14 protein-coding genes are annotated in these 19,500 nt (G+C 58.1%); 7 read left to right on the plus strand and 7 right to left on the minus strand.

Going from position 1 to position 19,500, the window contains the following annotated elements; all coding sequences use genetic code 11:
• Positions 1-59: 59 nt before the first annotated feature.
• The 3 genes from V8J63_RS18310 to V8J63_RS18320 all read right to left on the minus strand — a co-directional run bounded on the left by V8J63_RS18310 (position 60) and on the right by V8J63_RS18320 (position 5,540).
• On the minus strand, positions 60-2,411 hold the full coding sequence (locus V8J63_RS18310) for an autotransporter outer membrane beta-barrel domain-containing protein (RefSeq protein ID WP_197890543.1): 2,352 nt from the start codon (positions 2,409-2,411) through the stop codon (positions 60-62).
• Positions 2,412-2,592: 181 nt separating this feature from the next.
• A complete protein-coding gene (locus V8J63_RS18315) occupies positions 2,593-4,599 on the minus strand; it encodes a hypothetical protein (protein ID WP_130889139.1) in 2,007 nt (668 codons plus the stop codon).
• A 122-nt stretch (positions 4,600-4,721) separates the two neighbouring features.
• Positions 4,722-5,540 (minus strand): hypothetical protein, encoded by an 819-nt coding sequence (locus V8J63_RS18320; protein ID WP_125926517.1) that lies wholly within the window; start codon positions 5,538-5,540, stop codon positions 4,722-4,724.
• Positions 5,541-5,788: 248 nt separating this feature from the next.
• On the opposite strand from V8J63_RS18320, the gene V8J63_RS18325 reads away from it, so the two are divergent.
• The 5 genes from V8J63_RS18325 (at position 5,789) to V8J63_RS18345 (ending at position 11,102) form a co-directional block, all read left to right on the plus strand.
• Positions 5,789-6,817 (plus strand): LacI family DNA-binding transcriptional regulator, encoded by a 1,029-nt coding sequence (locus tag V8J63_RS18325; protein WP_125926516.1) that lies wholly within the window; start codon positions 5,789-5,791, stop codon positions 6,815-6,817.
• A 152-nt stretch (positions 6,818-6,969) separates the two neighbouring features.
• Entirely contained in the window at positions 6,970-7,752 is a 783-nt protein-coding gene (locus tag V8J63_RS18330) for a sugar phosphate isomerase/epimerase family protein (protein WP_122506810.1), read from the plus strand.
• Positions 7,745-8,764, plus strand: a complete 1,020-nt coding sequence (locus V8J63_RS18335) for a sugar kinase (protein ID WP_130901597.1) — start codon at positions 7,745-7,747, stop codon at positions 8,762-8,764. Before V8J63_RS18330 ends, V8J63_RS18335 begins: the two co-directional genes overlap by 8 nt.
• 57 nt (positions 8,765-8,821) lie before the next feature.
• Positions 8,822-10,120: an MFS transporter gene (locus tag V8J63_RS18340; protein ID WP_130901596.1), complete on the plus strand. Its 1,299-nt coding sequence runs from the start codon at positions 8,822-8,824 to the stop codon at positions 10,118-10,120.
• Between the two features lie 13 nt (positions 10,121-10,133).
• A complete protein-coding gene (locus tag V8J63_RS18345) occupies positions 10,134-11,102 on the plus strand; it encodes a 2-hydroxyacid dehydrogenase (RefSeq protein ID WP_130901595.1) in 969 nt (322 codons plus the stop codon).
• Positions 11,103-11,269: 167 nt separating this feature from the next.
• Here the strand turns inward: V8J63_RS18345 and V8J63_RS18350 are convergent, their stop codons facing one another.
• From V8J63_RS18350 to V8J63_RS18365, 4 genes are all read right to left on the minus strand, one after another.
• Positions 11,270-12,457, minus strand: coding sequence for a pyridoxal phosphate-dependent aminotransferase (locus V8J63_RS18350; protein WP_336464458.1), 1,188 nt, complete (start codon positions 12,455-12,457; stop codon positions 11,270-11,272).
• Between the two features lie 41 nt (positions 12,458-12,498).
• Complete coding sequence (locus V8J63_RS18355; protein WP_110645411.1) at positions 12,499-14,124, minus strand: methyl-accepting chemotaxis protein; 1,626 nt, start codon at positions 14,122-14,124, stop codon at positions 12,499-12,501.
• A gap of 158 nt (positions 14,125-14,282) precedes the next feature.
• Positions 14,283-15,419: a glycerate kinase gene (locus V8J63_RS18360; protein WP_336464459.1), complete on the minus strand. Its 1,137-nt coding sequence runs from the start codon at positions 15,417-15,419 to the stop codon at positions 14,283-14,285.
• Positions 15,420-15,634: 215 nt separating this feature from the next.
• Positions 15,635-16,753 carry a sugar diacid recognition domain-containing protein gene (locus V8J63_RS18365; protein ID WP_336464460.1) on the minus strand — a complete coding sequence of 373 codons (1,119 nt, stop codon included), beginning with the start codon at positions 16,751-16,753 and terminating at the stop codon, positions 15,635-15,637.
• A gap of 171 nt (positions 16,754-16,924) precedes the next feature.
• Between V8J63_RS18365 and V8J63_RS18370 the strand changes: the two genes are divergently transcribed.
• Together V8J63_RS18370 and rarD are read left to right on the plus strand one after the other, a co-directional pair.
• Entirely contained in the window at positions 16,925-18,235 is a 1,311-nt protein-coding gene (locus V8J63_RS18370) for an MFS transporter (protein ID WP_125927575.1), read from the plus strand.
• 285 nt (positions 18,236-18,520) lie between these two features.
• Positions 18,521-19,402, plus strand: coding sequence for an EamA family transporter RarD (gene rarD, locus V8J63_RS18375; protein ID WP_071172591.1), 882 nt, complete (start codon positions 18,521-18,523; stop codon positions 19,400-19,402).
• Positions 19,403-19,500 lie beyond the last annotated feature (98 nt).

The raw sequence follows: 19,500 nt of genomic DNA on the forward strand, positions 1-19,500 counted from the left end.
AATAATCAAAGCCCCATCATTTATGAAGGGGCTTTTTTATAACTCGTTAACTTACTTATTCACCATTTCAATTGAAGGCCAAGCGTTGCGCCGATAGGCATTTCGATATTGTTGCCCCTCATATATTCCAGTTCCGCATGCGCCTGCCATCGATCCGACATGTTAAGCGCAACACCGCCGCCAACTTTTACACGCGAGCCGGAAAGGTCGTTATTGAATACATTATTATTCACCTGTACTTCGTTACTCTTTGAGAACTCGTGAGCTAAAGCCGCACGAACATAAGGCTGCCAGACAACTCCGTTGCGCAATTGCAAGTTTCGACCTAACGTCATACCGCCCTCGGCACGCATGGAACGGGTACGATCACCCTCGACGCTCAAGCCGTTCGCCAGGTGATAATCTTTGCCCTGGATTATTGCAGCACTGCCTTGGATATACGGTTCGATGAAATAGCCTTGATCGAATGCGAAATGGCGTCCGAATTCAATAGATCCGCTGACACCAGTGTTATCGTAATCACCCTTCGTACGATTTCCATCACTCAACCCGACTTTAGCTTCATTCTGGAAACGATTGAACTTGATCACATTATCAACGTAATAACCTTTGGCATTATCGATCCAGGTGAGATAGGAGCCCACATAGTAACTTTTGATCGTGCCGCTGGTTCCGCGGTGCAAATTCAAGTCAGAATGACTTTGCCCGGCCATGACGCCCAACAGCCACTGTCCACCGCCTATAGGCAGCGGAGCATCTGCGCCAAGCGTGAAACCATGCTGATCTTGTCGATAACCATCACCAAACGCGTCCGAAACATTGTACTTACTGCCATACGCCCTCCCCCACGCGCCGGATTTAGAGCGATTGAAACGCACTTCACCCATACGGCTGCGTAAAGACATAGCCTCTCCATCAAGCACAGTGATGGCAGTATTGAAAAGCGCTGTGACAGCGCGAGTAGACGGACTGACCGTCCGAGCAGTCGGATCGAGAAACCAGTCGTTGCCGCTTTCACTCTGTTTCAAGCCATAAGAAAACGCACCTAGATCGACCTCGCCATTGACGTTGGCCAATGAGAATTTGGCGTCACCGCCGGCGACATGCACAAGATCCACGGGTTGACCGCTCGGCAGCTCTGTCCCAGTTGAGGCGACCAACAAACGATGATCTCCAGTCGCTGTTCCTGTGATATTCAGCACGTCGGATTGATCTGTTGTGAAATTGACATTCATTTCAAACAAGCCACTACCAGAAAGGTTGCGCACGTCCAGTTGATTGAAAACGGTATCGGCACCGATCCTTACCGTACCGCCATTGAGCGCCAAATCGCCCACCTGACTGTTGCCCGTCATGTTCCAGCGTGACGTCGAATCGATAGTGGCGCTGGAGACATTGGTCATGACACCGGTCAATTGCGAATCCTGCTGCAGTGCTACAGAAGCAGTTGCTCCAGTATCGGCTGTCACATCTCCGGTCAACGATGCCTGGTTGAAACCAAGCGCTGCCGTACTGGTATCCGCAATCTGCACGTTGCCCATCAGGTCGCTGCGCTCCACATTGACGTCCGCATTGCCCAGCCCCTTGACTTCAATAATGGTCCCGGAGCCACCCGTCAGCGCCGAGCCGTCGAGGACGTCGATCCGGGAGGCGGCTGCGCTGGTCCCCTGGTAATCCACGACAATTGCCGACCCGCCTTTGCCCTCAACACCTGAACCTCGCAACAGCAAATGGCTTCCAGGCAGCCCTGCACCCTCGAGTCCAAGCCTTACGCCATTCTGACCACCAAGTATCTGGCTGCCTTCCGTAGCGGAAGCCGAACCGCTCAGCAACGTTACACCATAACTGCCTGCACCGGTCCCTTCGATAGTAGAGCCCGAAAACTCTAATGTACTGAAGGCCGTTGCACGTGCTCCGCCTGTTGCCCCGCGGATCGTACTGTCACTGACCGTCACCTTCGAGCCGGAATCGACGTTGATGTTGCGTCCGGCCTGGAGCCCAAGGCGATCACTGGAGATAGTGCTATTGCCAGAAATCGTCGCGGTACTGTTAGTCAGTTCAACCCCGGAACGCGCATTGCCACCTGTCACAGTGGTTCCCGCCAGGTTTACCACTGATCCAGCGGAGGCAAAGATCTGCTGAGTGGTTGCCCCTACCGCATTGACTTGAGATTGCCGAGCGACGATGCCCAGAGTCTCAGCCTGATCGATATTCAATGTCGCCTGCTGTGAAAGCTGCCAGGACTCCACGTTATCGCCTTTGGTGACTGTATGAGCCGTTCCCACCAGTCCGGCGGCGAAAGCAGACTCGCAATTCAGCAATGAGAAGCAGAACGAAGAGGTTCCAAGCCAGATAACGGTCTTGGCACGAGAGCGAAAATGTGTGGTTTTGCAAAGAGATGAAGTACTCAAATCCAATCCTCCAAATATACGTCGATGGTGATAGATCGAGTAGATCCTTCACCCAAGGCGGCGCCAAACTACCGATCCGTTACGCATTGGTATGTAGGACATGTCCGATATTGCACAATTGTTTTTTTCCAATCGTTGCCAACTGCCGGGACAACCTGTCCCGGCAGCAATGCTGACAAACCTAAATTGTCGGAGTACCTTCGCAATAATTGTTACTTGAATTTAGTAGCGACACCTCGTTAAAAAACTCTTCAGAAGGATTTGGAGCACCCGAGATGAGTATCGAATACCAGATTTTGATATAGCCATTTGGCAACCCGGAACTGAAGGGTGGTTGAATAGGCTTGATCTTGGTCAAATAAGGCTTGATATTAAGAACGAATTCCGCCGAGCTTTCGGTGCCAAGTATGGTATAAGTGTCCAAAAACTCTGTTCCACCGATTTTTTTGGTTCCAAGCGCGTCCTCATAGCCTTCCGAATAAACGGTAACAACTGTGTCTTTCGGCATATGCGTTGCATCTATCGTCACGGTCACCGGCAACTCTCGATCAGGCCGGGTCAGATACGCGCATGATACTAGTCCATTGAACAGCCTAACTGTTGGCGCCACTAAGTCGACCTTGGCGAGATCCACCTGGACTTCAGTGTTAAGTGACTCTATGACGGCTGGACTGGTAGCGCTATTTTCGATCGTCCAATATGCCTGCTTTGGACCTGGTGCCCCGATCACTGCATCAAACTCATCAGGCGTCATGGTATGAGTCAATGGGTCCGTATTACCCGCAGTCAGCGTAAAGTCAGCAACTTCCTCGCCGTTTATCCAGAATCTGGCAATGTCGCCAGTTACAGGCACCCACGTGTCGCCGGTTTTTATCATCGGTGTGCTGAATGTGATATCCGCCAAACGGTCGGAAGCGGTGATGTGGTTCTTGGTTCCCGACGCACCCTCCACGGTAACTTCTACCATGTTCGGGTTTTTGATGTCCGGAAAGCCCGGATTACTTGGGCCGGGGGCAAGTAAATTGATTTGGGAGTCGGTACCTGGCGGAGCAACTTCAGGTTCAGTTCCACGAAAAAACTTATAAGATCCAGTAATCGGCACTGCCGCGGTCGCATTATTCCAGAGCGCCAGCAATCTGCTGGTTGTGATAGGGAACTGCAGCACAGTGGCGGCACCCAAGGGGCGAGTCCCCAAACTGACTGGAAGCGTTCCATTGGTGACAGTTGCAGCAATGCGGTCGGTGTCTTGCGCATTGTCCGGGCGTTTGACATTCAAATACACCGTACCCTGCAGATCGTTGAGGTCGATTGGGTCCGGCAAGATACCCTGAGGAAACTCACAATCGTGAAAGACTGGAGGTGGGGTTCGAGAAATTTGATAATCATTGGCAACCGCTTGCTCGCTGATGTTGCCCGTCGCGTCCGTCAGCGTGTACCAAAGATATTCCCGCGCGTCTATTTTTGGCAATTCAGCACTTGGCACGTCAACTGTGTCCGCTGTTAACCGCTGAGTATGGAGCAACTTTCCAGTTCCATATGTGGAGCCTGAATACACATGAATAGTGTCGGTTGCACTATAAAACTCGTAGTTTCGATTGATACTTATTTGTAAGAACTCATTATTCTCCAGCCATGCGTCGTCGACGGTTTTATCGGGCAAATTCATGTAAACAGCTCTTTCCGGCGGAAATTTCGTACCCGTTACCTTGTCCACCTCTGGTGGATTTTTATCGATTTCTACAGTGAGCCAATTCGAGTCGTCCCAATTGCCGTTTTTTCCGTTTTGTACGCGTAACTGAAACTGCCACGTTGTTGAAGCTTTATTCACATCATCATCCACCAGCGCCGCGGTCGGCACGTCGATAAGCACTTCCGCCGGGCGGCCGGCGACTGCCCCCAAATTGTCGTCTGTAATCATGTCTTCTGGACCGCCCGGGCCCTTGCGCTGGTACAACTCATATAAATCGTTATCTTCGGGCGTCAGGATTGTTGAAGTCAGGAATTTTACCTGGGCGGTACCTGAATCAATGATTGCCTTCGGCAACAGCCTACCCGGTAGCAAGCCAACGAACTCGGGATCAGCCAAGCGCACCCCTACGTTAACGTTAGAAGTACGCAGCGCAAGGCGACTACTTTTACCAAGAGCAACAGCAGATTGCGGCTTATCGTTAAAAATCGAAGTATTCACCTTCATTTCCTCGTAGTAATTAAAAACCCAAGCCGCACCCAAGCAACTTTCTGTCGCCAACATGAGCGACATGCATGACGTAGAGGCCAAAGACCGCTTTGATTACGGCTGTGTTACAACATTTACTTCAAAGGACCGCCGCCGCAGGGCTCTGGACAACCCGACTCGACGCGGTCTATTTTGACCAGACCAGGATGTGAGGCATAAATCGGTACCCCCCGACGGAGAATGGTGTATCGGGCGATAGCAGAATGCTTGTCAAACATAGGCCTTATAAAAGGATCAAACGGAATATCTATAACAAACCCCTTAACAGGTTTATCACCATCAATTATTTCCCTGAACGTATGCTGCGGAGTGAGTACAGGGGGAGATCCATTTAATGTCGCAAACCCCTGCCAGACGAGTACACACACATCCTCATGCTGGAATATATCCGCAGCCTCAGGCACTATCTCGACCTGTATTTTTTCCCCAACCCAAGGAACGGTTTTGCAATTTATATAGCCCCAAAGATCCGCATCCGGAAATGCTGGTTTACGAAGCGTGGGCTTGAGAGCGTGTACTATTGTTAGTCTACGCCGGGGCGATTCATCATCATTACCATTACGCCCCACAAGCAGATAATAAATGTCGGCAAGGCCGTCCTCTTTCATATGTTCTGCTGTGAGATCGAATTCGAACTCTGGTTTATCGTCGAGATAGGTATATCTCTCGCAGAAAATCACGTTCGTTTCTTTGTTTTGCTCCCAATAAACATAAAGCTTCGTGTAATCTTCATCTTCACCTGGAAGCGGCTTTTGTGGAAAATTTGCCCAGCGCGGTATTCTCCCTTTCGTCCCGTTAATCAAAACATCCGGCGGCACGTGGCCGTCCGGGTCTGATGAACTAATTCCATCTAATGTAAAAGGCTCCGCGGTGAGCTGATTACTCTGCTCCATGTTATCTACTCTCTGCGATAATCTGCTGTGTGCGCGTCAATGAACTCTGTGTGTTGTTTCGATTAAGCGCCGGATTCTCCCTTTTGCCTACTGTCATATCTGACAGGTCAAATGACCGTCTGTCGGAATAACAGGATGGATCACTGCAAGCGAATAAGAGAGCACTTGACGATATTTCGTTTTTCGGAGAACACTGAAACCGGTTTCAGAGCTTATCCCCGCAATATAAAAATAAGGTCTATACGCCCGTGAACGATTTCTCCGCCGCACAACGAAGCCGCGTGACCATGCTCGACGTTGCCGAACATGCCGGCGTATCCAAGGCCAGCGTCTCGCGTTTCATCGGCGATGACCGCGCCCTGCTCTCCGATGCGATAGCCCGGCGCATCGAGCAGGCGATTGATGAACTCGGCTACCGCCCCAACCAAATGGCCCGCGGCCTGAAACGCGGGCGTACGCGCCTGATCGGCATGCTTGTCGCCGATATCCGTAACCCTTATTCAATTGCCGTGATGCACGGGGTGGAAACCGCCTGCCGGGCGCACGGCTACAGCCTGGTGGTTTGCAACACCGACCGCGATGACGAGCAGGAGCGCCAGCATCTGGCGCTGTTGCGCTCGTACAACATCGAAGGGCTGATCGTGAACACACTGGGCCATCATCGAGACGAGTTGCACGAGTTGCGCCGCGAGATGCCCTTGGTGCTGGTGGATCGCAAGGTCGACGGGCTCGACAGCGACATGGTCGGGTTGAACAACTCGCAAGCAGTAGAGATGGCGCTCGCGCATCTCGAGCAACGCGGATATCGGGATCTTTTGCTGGTCACCGAACCGTATGACGGCACCAGCTCGCGGATCGAGCGGGTCAGCAGTTTTCAGGCGCAGATTGCTCAGCGCTCGACCCTGACTGGGGCGGTGCTGGAAACCGGTGATGATCTGAACCCGCAACTTCAAAGCTTTTTAAACACACCCGGTGATGGCCCGAAAGCGCTGTTTTGCGCCAATGGCGTGGCGGCGTTGGCGGCAACGCATGCGCTGCGCGCGCTGGGCGTGCGTCTATTTGAAGATGTCGGGTTGATTGCCCTGGATGATCTGGACTGGTATCCGCTGGTGGGCAGCGGAATTACCGCGCTGGCACAGCCGACGCAAGAGATTGGCGCGCGGGCGTTTGAGTGTCTGCTCAAGCGCTTGCGCGGGGATGATGAGATGGCGCGGGTGGTGGATTTTGCCCCTGTGCTGATTGAGCGGGGTTCGACCCGAGGGATTGACGGCGTCTGATCTGGCGCTTTCGCGAGCAGGCTCGCTCCCACAGGTGACCGCGTTCCAGGTGTGGGAGCGAGCCTGCTCGCGAAGGCCTGCAGAAGAACACTGCAGAACTACTTGAAATTTTTTTTGAACAAAAATGAAACCGGTTTCAGAGGTCAATAGCAATGAATAAACCAGCCGTTTCCATCAGTCTGTCCAGCTACGGTGCCGAGCTTGTGCGCCAGCGTGGGCAGGATTCTTTTATCGAGATCCTCGCGGCCTCCGGCGCCAATCGCATCGAGTGGCGCGAAGAGCTACTGACCCGTGAAGATCCCGCGCAACTGGCTCAGGCTACCCAGGCGCAGGGCCTGCAAAGTATTTATTCCTCACCCACCGAACTCTGGCTCGCAGGGCAAGCGCAGCCAAATCCCGAACTGATTACCGCGCTGCAACAGGCCCAGGCATTCGGCTCGAAATGGCTGAAAGTGTCCCTCGGTTATTTCACCGACAACTCTGATTTGCAGGCACTGGCCGAGCGACTCAAGCAAAGCCCGGTTCAGTTGCTGGTGGAAAACGACCAAACCCTGCACGGCGGGCGCATCGAGCCGTTCCAGCGTTTCTTCGCCGCCGTCGAGCAGCACAACCTGCCGATCAAGATGACTTTCGACATCGGTAACTGGCACTGGCAGGATCAGTCCGCCGCCAGCGCCGCACGCGCGCTCGGCCGTCACGTCGGTTATGTGCATTGCAAAGCCGTTGCGCGCCGCGCCGACGGCAAACTGGTCGCCGTACCGCCGGCCATCAGCGACCTGCATCTTTGGGAACAACTGCTGCGGCACATGGACCAAGGCGTTATGCGCGCCGCCGAATACCCGCTGCAAGGCGATGACCTGGTGCAACTGACCCGTGAACACGTCGCCGCCCTCGCCCGCCTCGGTCAATCGCGCCTGGAGCCTGCTCATGTCTGAGATCGATATCCTTTCTTTCGGAGAAACCATGGCGATGCTGGTCGCCGAGCAGACCGGCGATCTTGCCAAGGTCGAGCAGTTTCACAAACGGATTGCCGGGGCCGACAGCAACGTCGCGATCGGCTTGTCGCGTCTGGGTTTCAACGTCGCGTGGTTGAGCCGGGTCGGCAACGATTCACTCGGACGCTTTGTGGTCGAGACGCTGGTCAAGGAAGGTCTGGATTGCAGCCACGTCGAAGTCGATAAAAACCATCCGACCGGATTCCAGTTCAAATCGCGCAACGACGACGGCAGCGACCCGCAGGTGGAATATTTCCGGCGCGGTTCGGCGGCCAGTCATTTGTCGCCGCACGCCATCAACGACAACCTGCTGAGCGCCCGCCATTTGCACGCCACCGGTATCCCACCGGCGCTCTCCGCCTCGGCGCGGGAAATGTCCCTCGAGCTGATGACCCGCATGCGCGCCGCCGGACGCAGCGTTTCATTCGACCCGAATCTGCGCCCAAGCCTGTGGGCCAGCGAGTGCGAGATGATCCGCGAGATCAACCGCCTCGCCGCCCTCGCCCACTGGGTGCTGCCGGGGTTAAGCGAGGGCCGCTTGCTCAGCGGTTTCGACGACCCGGCGGACATTGCTGCGTTCTATCTGGATCAAGGTGCGGAGGCGGTGGCGATCAAGCTCGGGCCTGAAGGCGCTTATTACCGCACGCAGCTGGATCAGGGTTTTGTCGCTGGCGTGCCGGTAAGCAACGTGGTCGATACCGTGGGCGCCGGGGATGGTTTTGCGGTGGGGATGATCAGCGCCCTGCTCGAGCATCAGAGTTTTGCCGAGGCCGTGCAGCGAGCGAACTGGATTGGCAGTCGCGCGGTGCAGAGTCGTGGCGACATGGAGGGGTTGCCGACCCGCCAAGAGTTATCGACTGAATTTGAATCCGCCTTCGCGAGCAGGCTCGCTCCCACATTTGGCATGCAATCGCCTGTGGGAGCGAGCCTGCTCGCGAAGAGGCCCGCCTGATCACCGCAAATCAATGAACCTGCTGCGACAAAAACAACAAGCTCAGGAGTCACACCGATGAAAACCGCTACCCTCGCCACCCGCCGCTGGTGGTACATCATGCCGATTGTGTTCATCACATATAGCCTGGCCTATCTCGATCGCGCCAACTACGGTTTTGCCGCCGCGTCGGGCATGGCCGAAGACCTGATGATCACACCGGGCCTGTCCTCGCTGCTCGGCGCGCTGTTCTTTCTCGGCTACTTTTTCTTCCAGGTGCCCGGCGCGATCTACGCGCAAAAGCACAGCGTGAAGAAGCTGATTTTCGTCAGCCTGATTCTCTGGGGCGGGCTCGCCACGCTGACTGGCGTGGTATCCAACGCCTATTGGCTGATCGTCATTCGCTTCATGCTCGGCGTGGTCGAAGCGGCGGTAATGCCGGCGATGCTGGTGTATCTGTGCCATTGGTTCACCCGTGCAGAACGTTCGCGGGCCAACACCTTTCTGATCCTCGGCAACCCGGTAACCATGCTGTGGATGTCGGTGGTGTCGGGCTATCTGGTGCAGCATTTCAGCTGGCGCTGGATGTTCATCATCGAAGGTCTGCCGGCAGTGTTGTGGGCGTTTATCTGGTGGCGTCTGGCCGATGATCGTCCGGCCCAGGCCAAGTGGCTCAATGAGCAGGAAAAACACGATCTGGAAAGCGCCCTCGCCGCAGAGCAGGTCGGCATCAAAGCCGTGAAGAACTACGCCGAGGCTTTCCGTTCGCCGAAGGTGATCATCCTGGCGCTGCAGTTTTTCTGCTGGAGCATCGGCGTCTACGGATTCGTTTTGTGGCTGCCATCGATCCTCAAGGCAGGCGCGCAAATGGACATGATCGAGGCTGGCTGGCTCTCGTCGCTGCCCTATCTGGCGGCGGTGCTGGGCATGCTCGCGGTGTCGTGGGGCTCGGACAAATTGCAGAAGCGCAAACGCTTCGTCTGGCCGCCGCTGCTGATCGCTTCGATTGCGTTTTATGGCTCTTACGCCTTGGGCGCCGAACATTTCTGGTGGTCGTACACGCTGCTGGTGATTGCCGGCGCCTGCATGTACGCGCCGTATGGGCCGTTTTTCGCCATCGTTCCGGAGATCCTGCCGGCCAACGTTGCCGGTGGCGCCATGGCGCTGATCAACAGCATGGGCGCGCTCGGCTCGTTCGGCGGTTCGTATCTGGTCGGCTACCTGAACAGCTCCACCGGCTCGCCCGGCGCCTCCTACCTGTTGATGAGCGGCGCGTTGCTGTTGTCGGTGGTGCTGACGATTTTCCTCAAGCCCGGCGCCAGTGATTGCGTCGTCGCCAAAGCCGCCGCCACACCGCGTGTGCCGGCGCATTCCTGAAAGGACTTTTGCCATGAAAAAACAGGTCGTGCTGTACAAGAAACTTTCGCCCGCGCTAATGGCGCGCCTGCAAGAGCAGTTTGACGTAACGCTGATCGAAAGCCTCGACGCCGATGGCCTCATGCAGTTGCGCGATGCCCTGCCCCGCGCCCACGGTTTGCTCGGCGCCAGCCTGAAACTGGATGCGGCGTTGCTGGATCTGGCGCCGCAACTGGAGGCGATTGCCAGCGTCTCGGTGGGTGTCGACAACTACGACATCGAGTATCTGAATCGGCGCAAGATTCTGCTGACCAACACTCCCGACGTGCTCACCGAAACCACCGCCGACACCGGTTTCGCCCTGATCCTCGCTGCCGCGCGGCGTGTGGTTGAACTGGCGAATATGGTCCGTGGCGGGCAGTGGAGCCGCAATATCGGCCCGGCGCATTTCGGCACCGATGTGCATGGCAAGACGCTGGGCATCATCGGCATGGGCCGCATCGGCGAAGCCTTGGCCCAGCGTGGGCATTTTGGTTTCGGCATGCCGGTGATCTACCACAGTCAGTCGCGCAAGCCGGCGGTCGAGGAGCGGTTCGCTGCGCAATATCGCAGCCTCGAAGAGTTGCTCCAGCAGGCCGATTTCATTTGCCTGACTTTGCCTCTGACGGCGCAGACCGAACGTTTGATCGGCGCGGAACAATTTGCGCTGATGCGGCCGGAAAGCATTTTCATCAATATCTCGCGGGGCAAAGTGGTCGATGAGGTGGCGATGATCGAGGCGTTGCGCAGCAAGCGCATTCGCGCGGCGGGGCTGGATGTGTTCGAGCGCGAGCCGTTGAATCATGATTCGCCATTGTTGCAGTTGAGCAATGTTGTGGCCACGCCGCACATGGGCTCGGCGACCCATGAGACGCGGGAAGCAATGGCGCGGTGTGCGGTGGAGAATCTGCTGGCGGCGTTGAACGGACAGCGGCCGGCGAATCTGGTGAATCCTCTAAACTGATCGTTCCCACGCTCTGCGTACTGATCGTTCCCACGCTCAGCGTGGGAATGCAGCCCGGGACGCTCCGCGTCCCTTCCGAAAGCTGGAACGCGGAGCGTCCCTAGAGGCATTCCCACGCGGAGCGTGGGAACGATCAGCAAGGCGCCGGGGCAGGCAATGCAAGACCCTCAGGCACTGCGCGCCTGCAACAGCTGCACCGCACACAACGCAATCCGCGCGCAGGCATCCGCCAGTTTGACCCGATCTACCACCAGACCGATGCGAATATGCCCCGCCGCGCTCGGCCCGAACGCTTCGCCGGCCAGCACAGACACGCCATAACCTTCCAGCAAGCGCTCGGCAAACGCCTGAGCGCCAAGGCCAGTCTGGCGCACATCGACCATCACGAACATGCCGCCATCCGGGCGAATCGGCTGCAACCCAGGGCAACCGTACAAACGTTCGCAAACCAGATCGCGGCGCAAGCGATACTCCTCGCGCATCTGAGAGACTTCCGGCAGATCGCTTTGCAGCGCCACTTGCGCGGCCTTCTGTACGAAATCCGGCAGACCGAAGAGCATGCTCAGCGACAGATTCACCAAATGCTCGGCCAAGGGTTTCGGGCCGATCATCCAGCCGATGCGCCAACCGGTCATCGCATGGGATTTCGACAGACTGTTGATCGTCGCGGTGCGCTCGGCCATGCCCGGCAGGCTCGCCGGGCTGATGTGCTCGCCTTCGTATAAAAGCTCGCTGTACACCTCATCGCTGATCAGCCACAGGTCATGGCGAATGCACAGCGCTGCCAGCTCCTGCCAGATCAGCAGCGACAAACTGGCGCCGCTGGGATTGTTCGGGCTGTTGAGCAGCATGGCGCGAGTTCGCGGGGTGATGCGCGCGGCGACATCGGCCGGGTCGACACGAAAACCGTTTTCCGGGCGCACCGGCACCGCAATTACCTTGGCACCGCAAGCGCCAAACACTCCTTCGTAGGTAACGTACATGGGCTCGGCGACGATCACCTCATCACCCGGATCAAGCAGACACTGCGCCACCGAATACACCGCGCATTGCGCGCCGGGCAGGACAATCACCTGATCAGGATCGACCCGTTGACCACTGCGCTGGCGATGACGCTCGGCAATCAGCCTGCGCAGCTCGAACCGTCCACGCACGTCGGCGTAATGGGTGTCGCCGGCCAACAGGCTGTCGATCGCACCATGGACGATCGGCAACGGCGTATCGAAATCCGGATCGCCGACGCTCAACAACAAAACGTCGACGCCCTCGGCGCGCAGTTCCAGCGCTCGGTCGTGAATCTGCCAGGCAGCGGCACCCTCCCCGGCGATTCGTTGGGTCAAGGCTGAATAGCGCATGTACGTCTCCTGTTAGCGCGGTTTCCAGCCTTCACCGTATCTCAAATCACGAAACGCGCCACCATGGCGTTCAAATCCACTGCCAGTCGCGACAGTTCGTGGGTCGCGGCACTGGTCTGATTGGCACCGGCGGCCGATTGCGTGGCGAGGTCGCGAATATTGACCAGGTTGCGATCGACTTCGCGGGAGACTTGCGCCTGCTCTTCCGAAGCGCTGGCGATAACCAGGTTGCGTTCGTTGATCTGGTGAATAGATTGGGTGATCTGCTCCAGCGCCACACCGGCAGCGCGGGCCATTTCCAGCGTGGACTGAGTGCGCTGATTGCTTTGCTGCATCGACGAAACCGCTTCACCGGTGCCGTTCTGGATGCCGGCAACCATTTTTTCGATTTCCTGAGTCGATTGTGCGGTGCGATGGGCCAAGGCGCGCACTTCGTCAGCCACCACGGCAAAACCACGGCCAGCCTCGCCGGCACGCGCCGCTTCAATTGCAGCGTTGAGCGCCAAGAGGTTGGTCTGCTCGGCGATGGCCCGAATCACGTCCAGCACCTTGCCGATGTCACGACCTTGCGCGGCGAGGCCTTCAATCATCTGCGCGGTGTTCTGCACGTCGTGAGTCATGGTCTGGATCGCGTCGACGGTTTTCACCACTTGATCGCGACCTTCGCGGGCGGCGTGGGTCGACTGATTCGAAGCCTCGGAAGTCGAAACGGCGTTGCGCGCCACTTCTTCCACCGCAGCGGTCATCTCGTTGACGGCGGTGGCGGCCTGCTCGATTTCGTTGTTCTGCTGCTGCAGGCCGCGCGACGCTTCTTCGGTGACGGCGCTGAGTTCTTCGGCAGCGGCGCCCAGTTGCGTGGCGGAACCGGCGATCTGCTCGATGGTTTTGCGCAGGTTGGTCTGCATCGCCGCCAGGGCTTCGAGCAGGCGCGCCGGTTCGTCCTTGCCGTCGACTTCGATGGCTTTGCTGAGGTCACCGTCGGCAATGGTTTGCGCAGCGAGCACGGCGCGGTTGAGCGGCGTGACGATGCTGCGGGTCAGCAACCAGGCGAGCAACACGGTGGCCAGCGCCGCAATCACGGCGACGATGATGATCCCGGTGATGGCGCTGTCATAGTTTTCACCGGCCTTGGTGGCCGCCGCTCTGGCCCCGGCGGTATTCATGCCGATCAGCTTGTTGAGCTGCTCGCCCATCTGATCGGTGCCTTCCTTGATGCGCGTGTTGATCAACGCACGCATCGCTTCCAGATCGCCCTTGCGCGATAGCTCAATCATCTGATTCTGCGCTTGCAGGTAATTATCGAGCGTCGTCGAAAACGTCTGGAAGACCGCGCGCTCTTCAGGACCTGCCGGCAACGCAGCGTAGCTGGCCTGCGCTTTGCGCACCTTGTCGACCAGCACCGCGATGCGGGTTTCTGCCTCTTGCAGGCTGGCCGGTTCGCGATTGACCAGCACACGGAACGAGAGGATGCGCATACGCAGGACGTTTTCCGTGACCACGCTGAGGTGGGTCACGCTTGGCAACTGGTTGGTGTCCATGTCGATCGAAGCCTGACGAATGACCGTCATGCGGCTGACGGCGAACACGCCGAGGACAATCACCAGCAAGGCGATAAAGGCAAAACCGAGGAAAGCACGGGGCGCGATATTCAGGTTACGCAGGGACATGGTCGGACTCTCGAAAGAAAGAAACTGCGAGCGTCCATGCCGTGAGCACTGGCCCATAGCGGGCGACAGTCCGGCAGCACTGAGTTGTGGTTTTGTGTGCGCCTGACCGTTGTATCGGCCAGGCTTGAGGAAGGTTTCGGGTCGGCGGTAAATATTTTTCAGGCTGAGGCGAGTTGCCAGACCCGGGCGATGTCGGTGGCGCGTTCACGCAGCAGGCGCGGGGCTTCGGCGCAGGCTTGTTCCAGAGTCATCGGCCCGCTGGTAACAGCAAACGCGGCGTCGATGCCGTGTTGATAGAGCTCCTGATAGCCCTCGCCCAAGGTCCCGGCAATCACGATCACCGGCACGGCGTATTGTTTGGCAATTCGCGCCACCCCGAACGGTGTTTTGCCACGCAGGGTCTGCGCATCGAAGCGGCCCTCTCCGGTGATGACCAGATCCGCATCTTTGACCGCCTCAGCGAGCCCGACCAGTTCCGCCACCACCTCGACGCCCGCCTGAAACTGCGCGCCGAGAAAAGCCTTGGCGGCAAACCCCAGACCACCCGCCGCGCCGCTGCCCGGTTCATCGCGCACGTCCTTGCCCAGTGCTTGCGCGCAGAGTTTGGCAAAGTGCCCCAGCGCCTGATCGAGTTGCTCAACCTGCGCGGGCGAAGCGCCCTTCTGCGGGCCGAAAATGGCCGAGGCGCCATGGGGGCCGCAGAGCGGATTATTGACGTCGGCGGCGATGTCGAAACGCACCTCGGCCAGGCGCGGATCAAGTCCACTCAGGTCCAATCGCGCCAGTTGCGCCAAGGCCAGGCCGCCGGGCACCAACGATTGATTCTGCGCATCCAGCAACTTCACACCCAATGCCTGCATCGCACCCGCACCGCCATCATTGGTCGCGCTGCCGCCGATCGCCAGGATCACTCGTTGCGCGCCAGCATCCAGCGCTGCACGAATCAATTCACCCGTGCCAAACGTGCTGCTGATGCAGGCATCGCGCTGTCCCGGCGGGACCAGTTGCAGACCGCTGGCCTCGGCCATTTCGATGATCGCGGTGTGGTTGTGCGGCAGCCAACCCCAAGCAGCATCGACCGGTGCGCCCAACGGGCCGCGCACGCGGGTGCGGCGCAATTCACCTTCGCAGGCTGCGAGAATCGACTCGACCGTGCCTTCGCCGCCATCGGCCATCGGGCATTTGATCAGCGTCGCCTGCGGCCAGACCTGCGCCAGTCCGAGGGCAATGGCTTCGGCAACGCCTTGGACACTCAGGCTGTCCTTGAACGAGTCGGGGGCGATGACGATCTTCATGGGAATTCTCCGGTTGCAGTGGCATTCATGCTGCCAGTCGGCATGCGCCTTGACGCCGGTCGGGTGCACAAGTGGCGTCGACGTTTATTGTTCATTTCCACAAAAGACTTGCGTTGGATGTTCCGGCCTCATCGCGAGCAGGCTCGCTCCCACATTTGAAATCCATGCCACTGTGGGAGCGAGCCTGCTCGCGAAGGGGCCCCGAAATACACCGATCAATTCGAATCAGTCTGCGGCAACAGCTGCACCCCCAGATACAACGCCAGCATCCCGTCCAGCTTCAACGGATCAATCCCGCTCAACTCGGCAATCCGTTCCATGCGATAGCGCAGGCTGTTGCGATGGATACCCAGCGCTTCGGCACAGGCCTGGCTCTGCCCGTCGTGCTCGCACCAACTGCGCAGGGTCGCCAGCAACTGGCCGTTGCTGTCCTTGGCGATGACCTTGCGCAGCGGTTTGAGCAACTCGTCCAGCGCATCATCGTTGCGATGCCGCCACAGCATGACCGGCAAGCGATAACGATTGAGCGTCAGCAGTCTCGAATTCGGCAGCACGTCACGACCATACGCCAGCAAGTCGCCGACCCGTCGATAACAGCGGCGCAACCCGGCCAGGCCATCCGCCTGCCCGCCGACGGCGATGCGCAGAATCTTCCAGCCGAGGCCATCGAGTTTTTCCAGCAGGCGATCGTGCTCGACGTTCTGGCTCGCCGGGCGACACCACAACAGCGAAGACTTCGCCGAACTCACACACCAACTGTCGGGATAACGCGAGGTCAGCCACGCACTCAGGGCCTCGACGGTTTGCCCCGGGCCGTGCTCAAGCCCCAGTTCAAACAGATATGGCACCCGCGTCAGTTGCGGCTTGAGTCCCAACTGTTGCGCCTCATCGACCAGACGCGGCGAGTCCCCCGACTCGCTCAACAGCAACGCCAGCAGATCATCGCAGCGCTGCCGTCGCCACTGCTGCTCGGCCTGCTGGTTGCGCTGGCCGACCAGCATTTCGGCGGTCATGCGCACCAGCTCGGCGTAGGTGCGCAATTGCTCCGGCTCGCCAGTGATGCCAAGCACGCCGATCAAGCGCTGATCGAGCAACAGCGGCAGGTTGATGCCCGGTTGCACGCCTTTGAGGTGCACCGCCGTCTGCGCATCGATTTCCACCACGCGCCCGTTGGCCAGCACCAGTTGCGCGCCTTCATGCCGGGTGTTGATGCGCTCCGGTTCACCGCTGCCGAGGATCAGGCCCTGACTGTCCATGACATTGACGTTGTACGGCAAAATGGCCATGGCCCGGTCGACGATGTCCTGGGCAAGGTCGTGATCGAGTTCGAACATAGCGGCGGCAATCCTTCATTTCAGGCACGGACGGTTGTTCAGCCGCACAGGGTCTGGCGGCAAACCCTGTGCTCAGGCACAAAGACAATCCGGCCAAAGGTGGCCGAGACTCTCAGGGCGATCAACGTTACCCTTTGCATCGCAAAAAATCATAATAAAGAGAGAGCCGCTATGTCGCAGAGCGCCGCAGCTACCCAGACCATCGACGACGGTAAAAACGCCGTCTACAAACGCATCACCCTGCGTTTGATTCCCTTCATTTTCATCTGCTACCTGTTCAACTACCTCGACCGGGTCAACGTCGGCTTCGCCAAATTGCAGATGCTCGACGCACTGAAATTCAGCGAAACCGTATATGGCCTCGGCGCCGGCATCTTCTTCATCGGTTACGTGCTGTGCGGCGTGCCGAGCAACCTCGCACTTACCCGCTTCGGTCCTCGGCGCTGGATTGCCTTGATGATGATCACCTGGGGCACGCTGTCGACCTGCCTGTTGTTCGTCACCACTCCGACCGAGTTCTACACCCTGCGCTTTTTCACCGGTGCGGCTGAGGCGGGTTTCTTCCCGGGCGTCGTGCTGTATCTCTCGCAGTGGTTCCCGACCTTCCGCCGTGGCCGGATCATGGCGTTGTTCATGTCGGCAATTCCGGTCTCCGGTCTGCTTGGCAGCCCGTTTTCCGGCTGGATCCTCAACCACTTCGCCGCCGGCCAAGGCGGCCTGGCCGGTTGGCAGTGGATGTTCCTGCTGCAAGGCATTCCGACGGTGATCCTCGGCGCACTGGCGTATTTCCTGTTGAGCGACAGCTTTGCCAACGCCAAATGGCTGACCGCCCACGAACGTTCGGTGCTCGAAGCCGACCACGCCGAAGACCTCGCCAACAAACCGAAAACCGCCACCGACTCGCTGCTTGCGGTGTTCAAGAATCCTGCGATCTGGGCCTTCGGCCTGATCTATTTCTGCATCCAGAGCGGCGTGTACGCGATCAACTTCTGGCTGCCGTCGATCATCAAGAACCTCGGCTTCAGCGACAACCTGGTGATCGGCTGGCTGAGTGCGATTCCGTACCTGCTCGCGGCGGTGTTCATGCTGGTCGTCGGCCGCTCGGCGGACTTGCGCAAGGAGCGCCGCTGGCACTTGGTGGTGCCGATGCTGATGGGCGCTGTCGGTCTGGTGATCGCAGTGAACTTCGCAGCGAATCCGGCGATTGCGATTCTCGGCCTGACCATCGCGACCATGGGCGCACTGACTGGTCTGCCGATGTTCTGGCCGGTGCCGACCGCCTTGCTGAGCGCGGGCGCGGCGGCTGGCGGTCTGGCGCTGATCAACTCGATGGGGCAGATGGCCGGGTTCCTCAGCCCGTATCTGGTGGGTTGGGTCAAGGACAGCACTGGCTCGACGGATGCGGCGTTGTATGTGCTGGCGGCGGTGATCGTTGGCGGGAGTCTGCTGGCGTTGCGGATGACGCGGACGTTGCGGGCTTAATCAGAAGCGCAGATCAAAAGATCGCAGCCTTCGGCAGCTACTGTGGAATGCGTTCCCTGTAGGAACTGCCGAAGGTTGCGATCTTTTGCGTTTAAGCGGTGCAATTATGCATAGCGCCAGTCGACGCAACATCTATGCTGACTCTGCCGGCCGCTTCGCGCCCAGGCTCGCTCCCACAGGATTTGTGGCTCCTGGATGTGGGAAATAATGAGCATCCGCTCAATATTCAACACAAAAACCACGTATCCTGCGCGCCCCGTTCAACCATCACGTCGCGAGAACAGTTTGTCTAAAGGTATCGCTCTATCGGTTTCAGCCTCGGTGCTGTTTGCCGTCATGTATTACTACACGTCGCTGCTGACACCTCTGAGCGGTGTGGAAATCTTCGGCTGGCGCATGCTCCTGACCGTGCCGTGCATGACCGTGTTCATGCTGGTTTCCGGGGAATGGCGGCGGGTGCTGGAGCTGTTCCGATTGATGGCAGCCAGGCCGAAGCTGATCGCCGGGCTGCTGGTCTCTTCCGCCCTCCTCGGCGTTCAGCTGTGGCTGTTCATGTGGGCACCACTCAATGACTACAGCCTGGATGTATCGCTGGGTTATTTCCTCTTGCCACTGGCGATGGTGCTGACCGGGCGGATTGCCTATGGCGAGAGCCTGTCTTACCTGCAGAAAATCGCGGTATTTTTCGCCAGCCTCGGCGTGTTGAACGAGTTGTATCAGGTGGGTGGTTTTTCCTGGGCGACACTGGTGGTCGTGGTCGGTTATCCGCTGTACTTCGTACTGCGCAAATACCTGAAAACCGACAACCTCGGTGGCCTGTGGGTCGACATGACCCTGATGCTGCCGGTCGCCTACTGGTTTGTGCAGGGCGGCGAACAGGGCCTGGCCGTGTTCGATCAATATCCGGGACTGATGTGGCTGATTCCGCTGCTCGGCTTGATTAGCGCTTCCGCGCTGGTGGTGTACATCATCGCCAGCCGCTTGCTGCCGTTCAGTCTGTTTGGTTTGTTGAGCTATGTTGAACCGGTGTTGTTGCTTGCGGTGGCGTTATTGTTGGGGGAAAGCATCAAGTCGGGCGAGTGGCTGACTTACATCCCGATCTGGCTGGCGGTTGTGGTGCTGGTGTTCGAGGGCTTCAAACACTTGACGCGCCAACGCCGCTCTTAAAAGCAAAGATCGCAGCCTTCGGCAGCTCCTACAGGAAAAATGCATTCCAAATGTAGGAGCTGCCGAAGGCTGCGATCTTTTGATCTTAAAAAAATCCC

It is taken from the genome of Pseudomonas sp. CCNWLW23 (genome assembly GCF_037095675.1).
GTDB lineage: Bacteria > Pseudomonadota > Gammaproteobacteria > Pseudomonadales > Pseudomonadaceae > Aquipseudomonas > Aquipseudomonas atacamensis.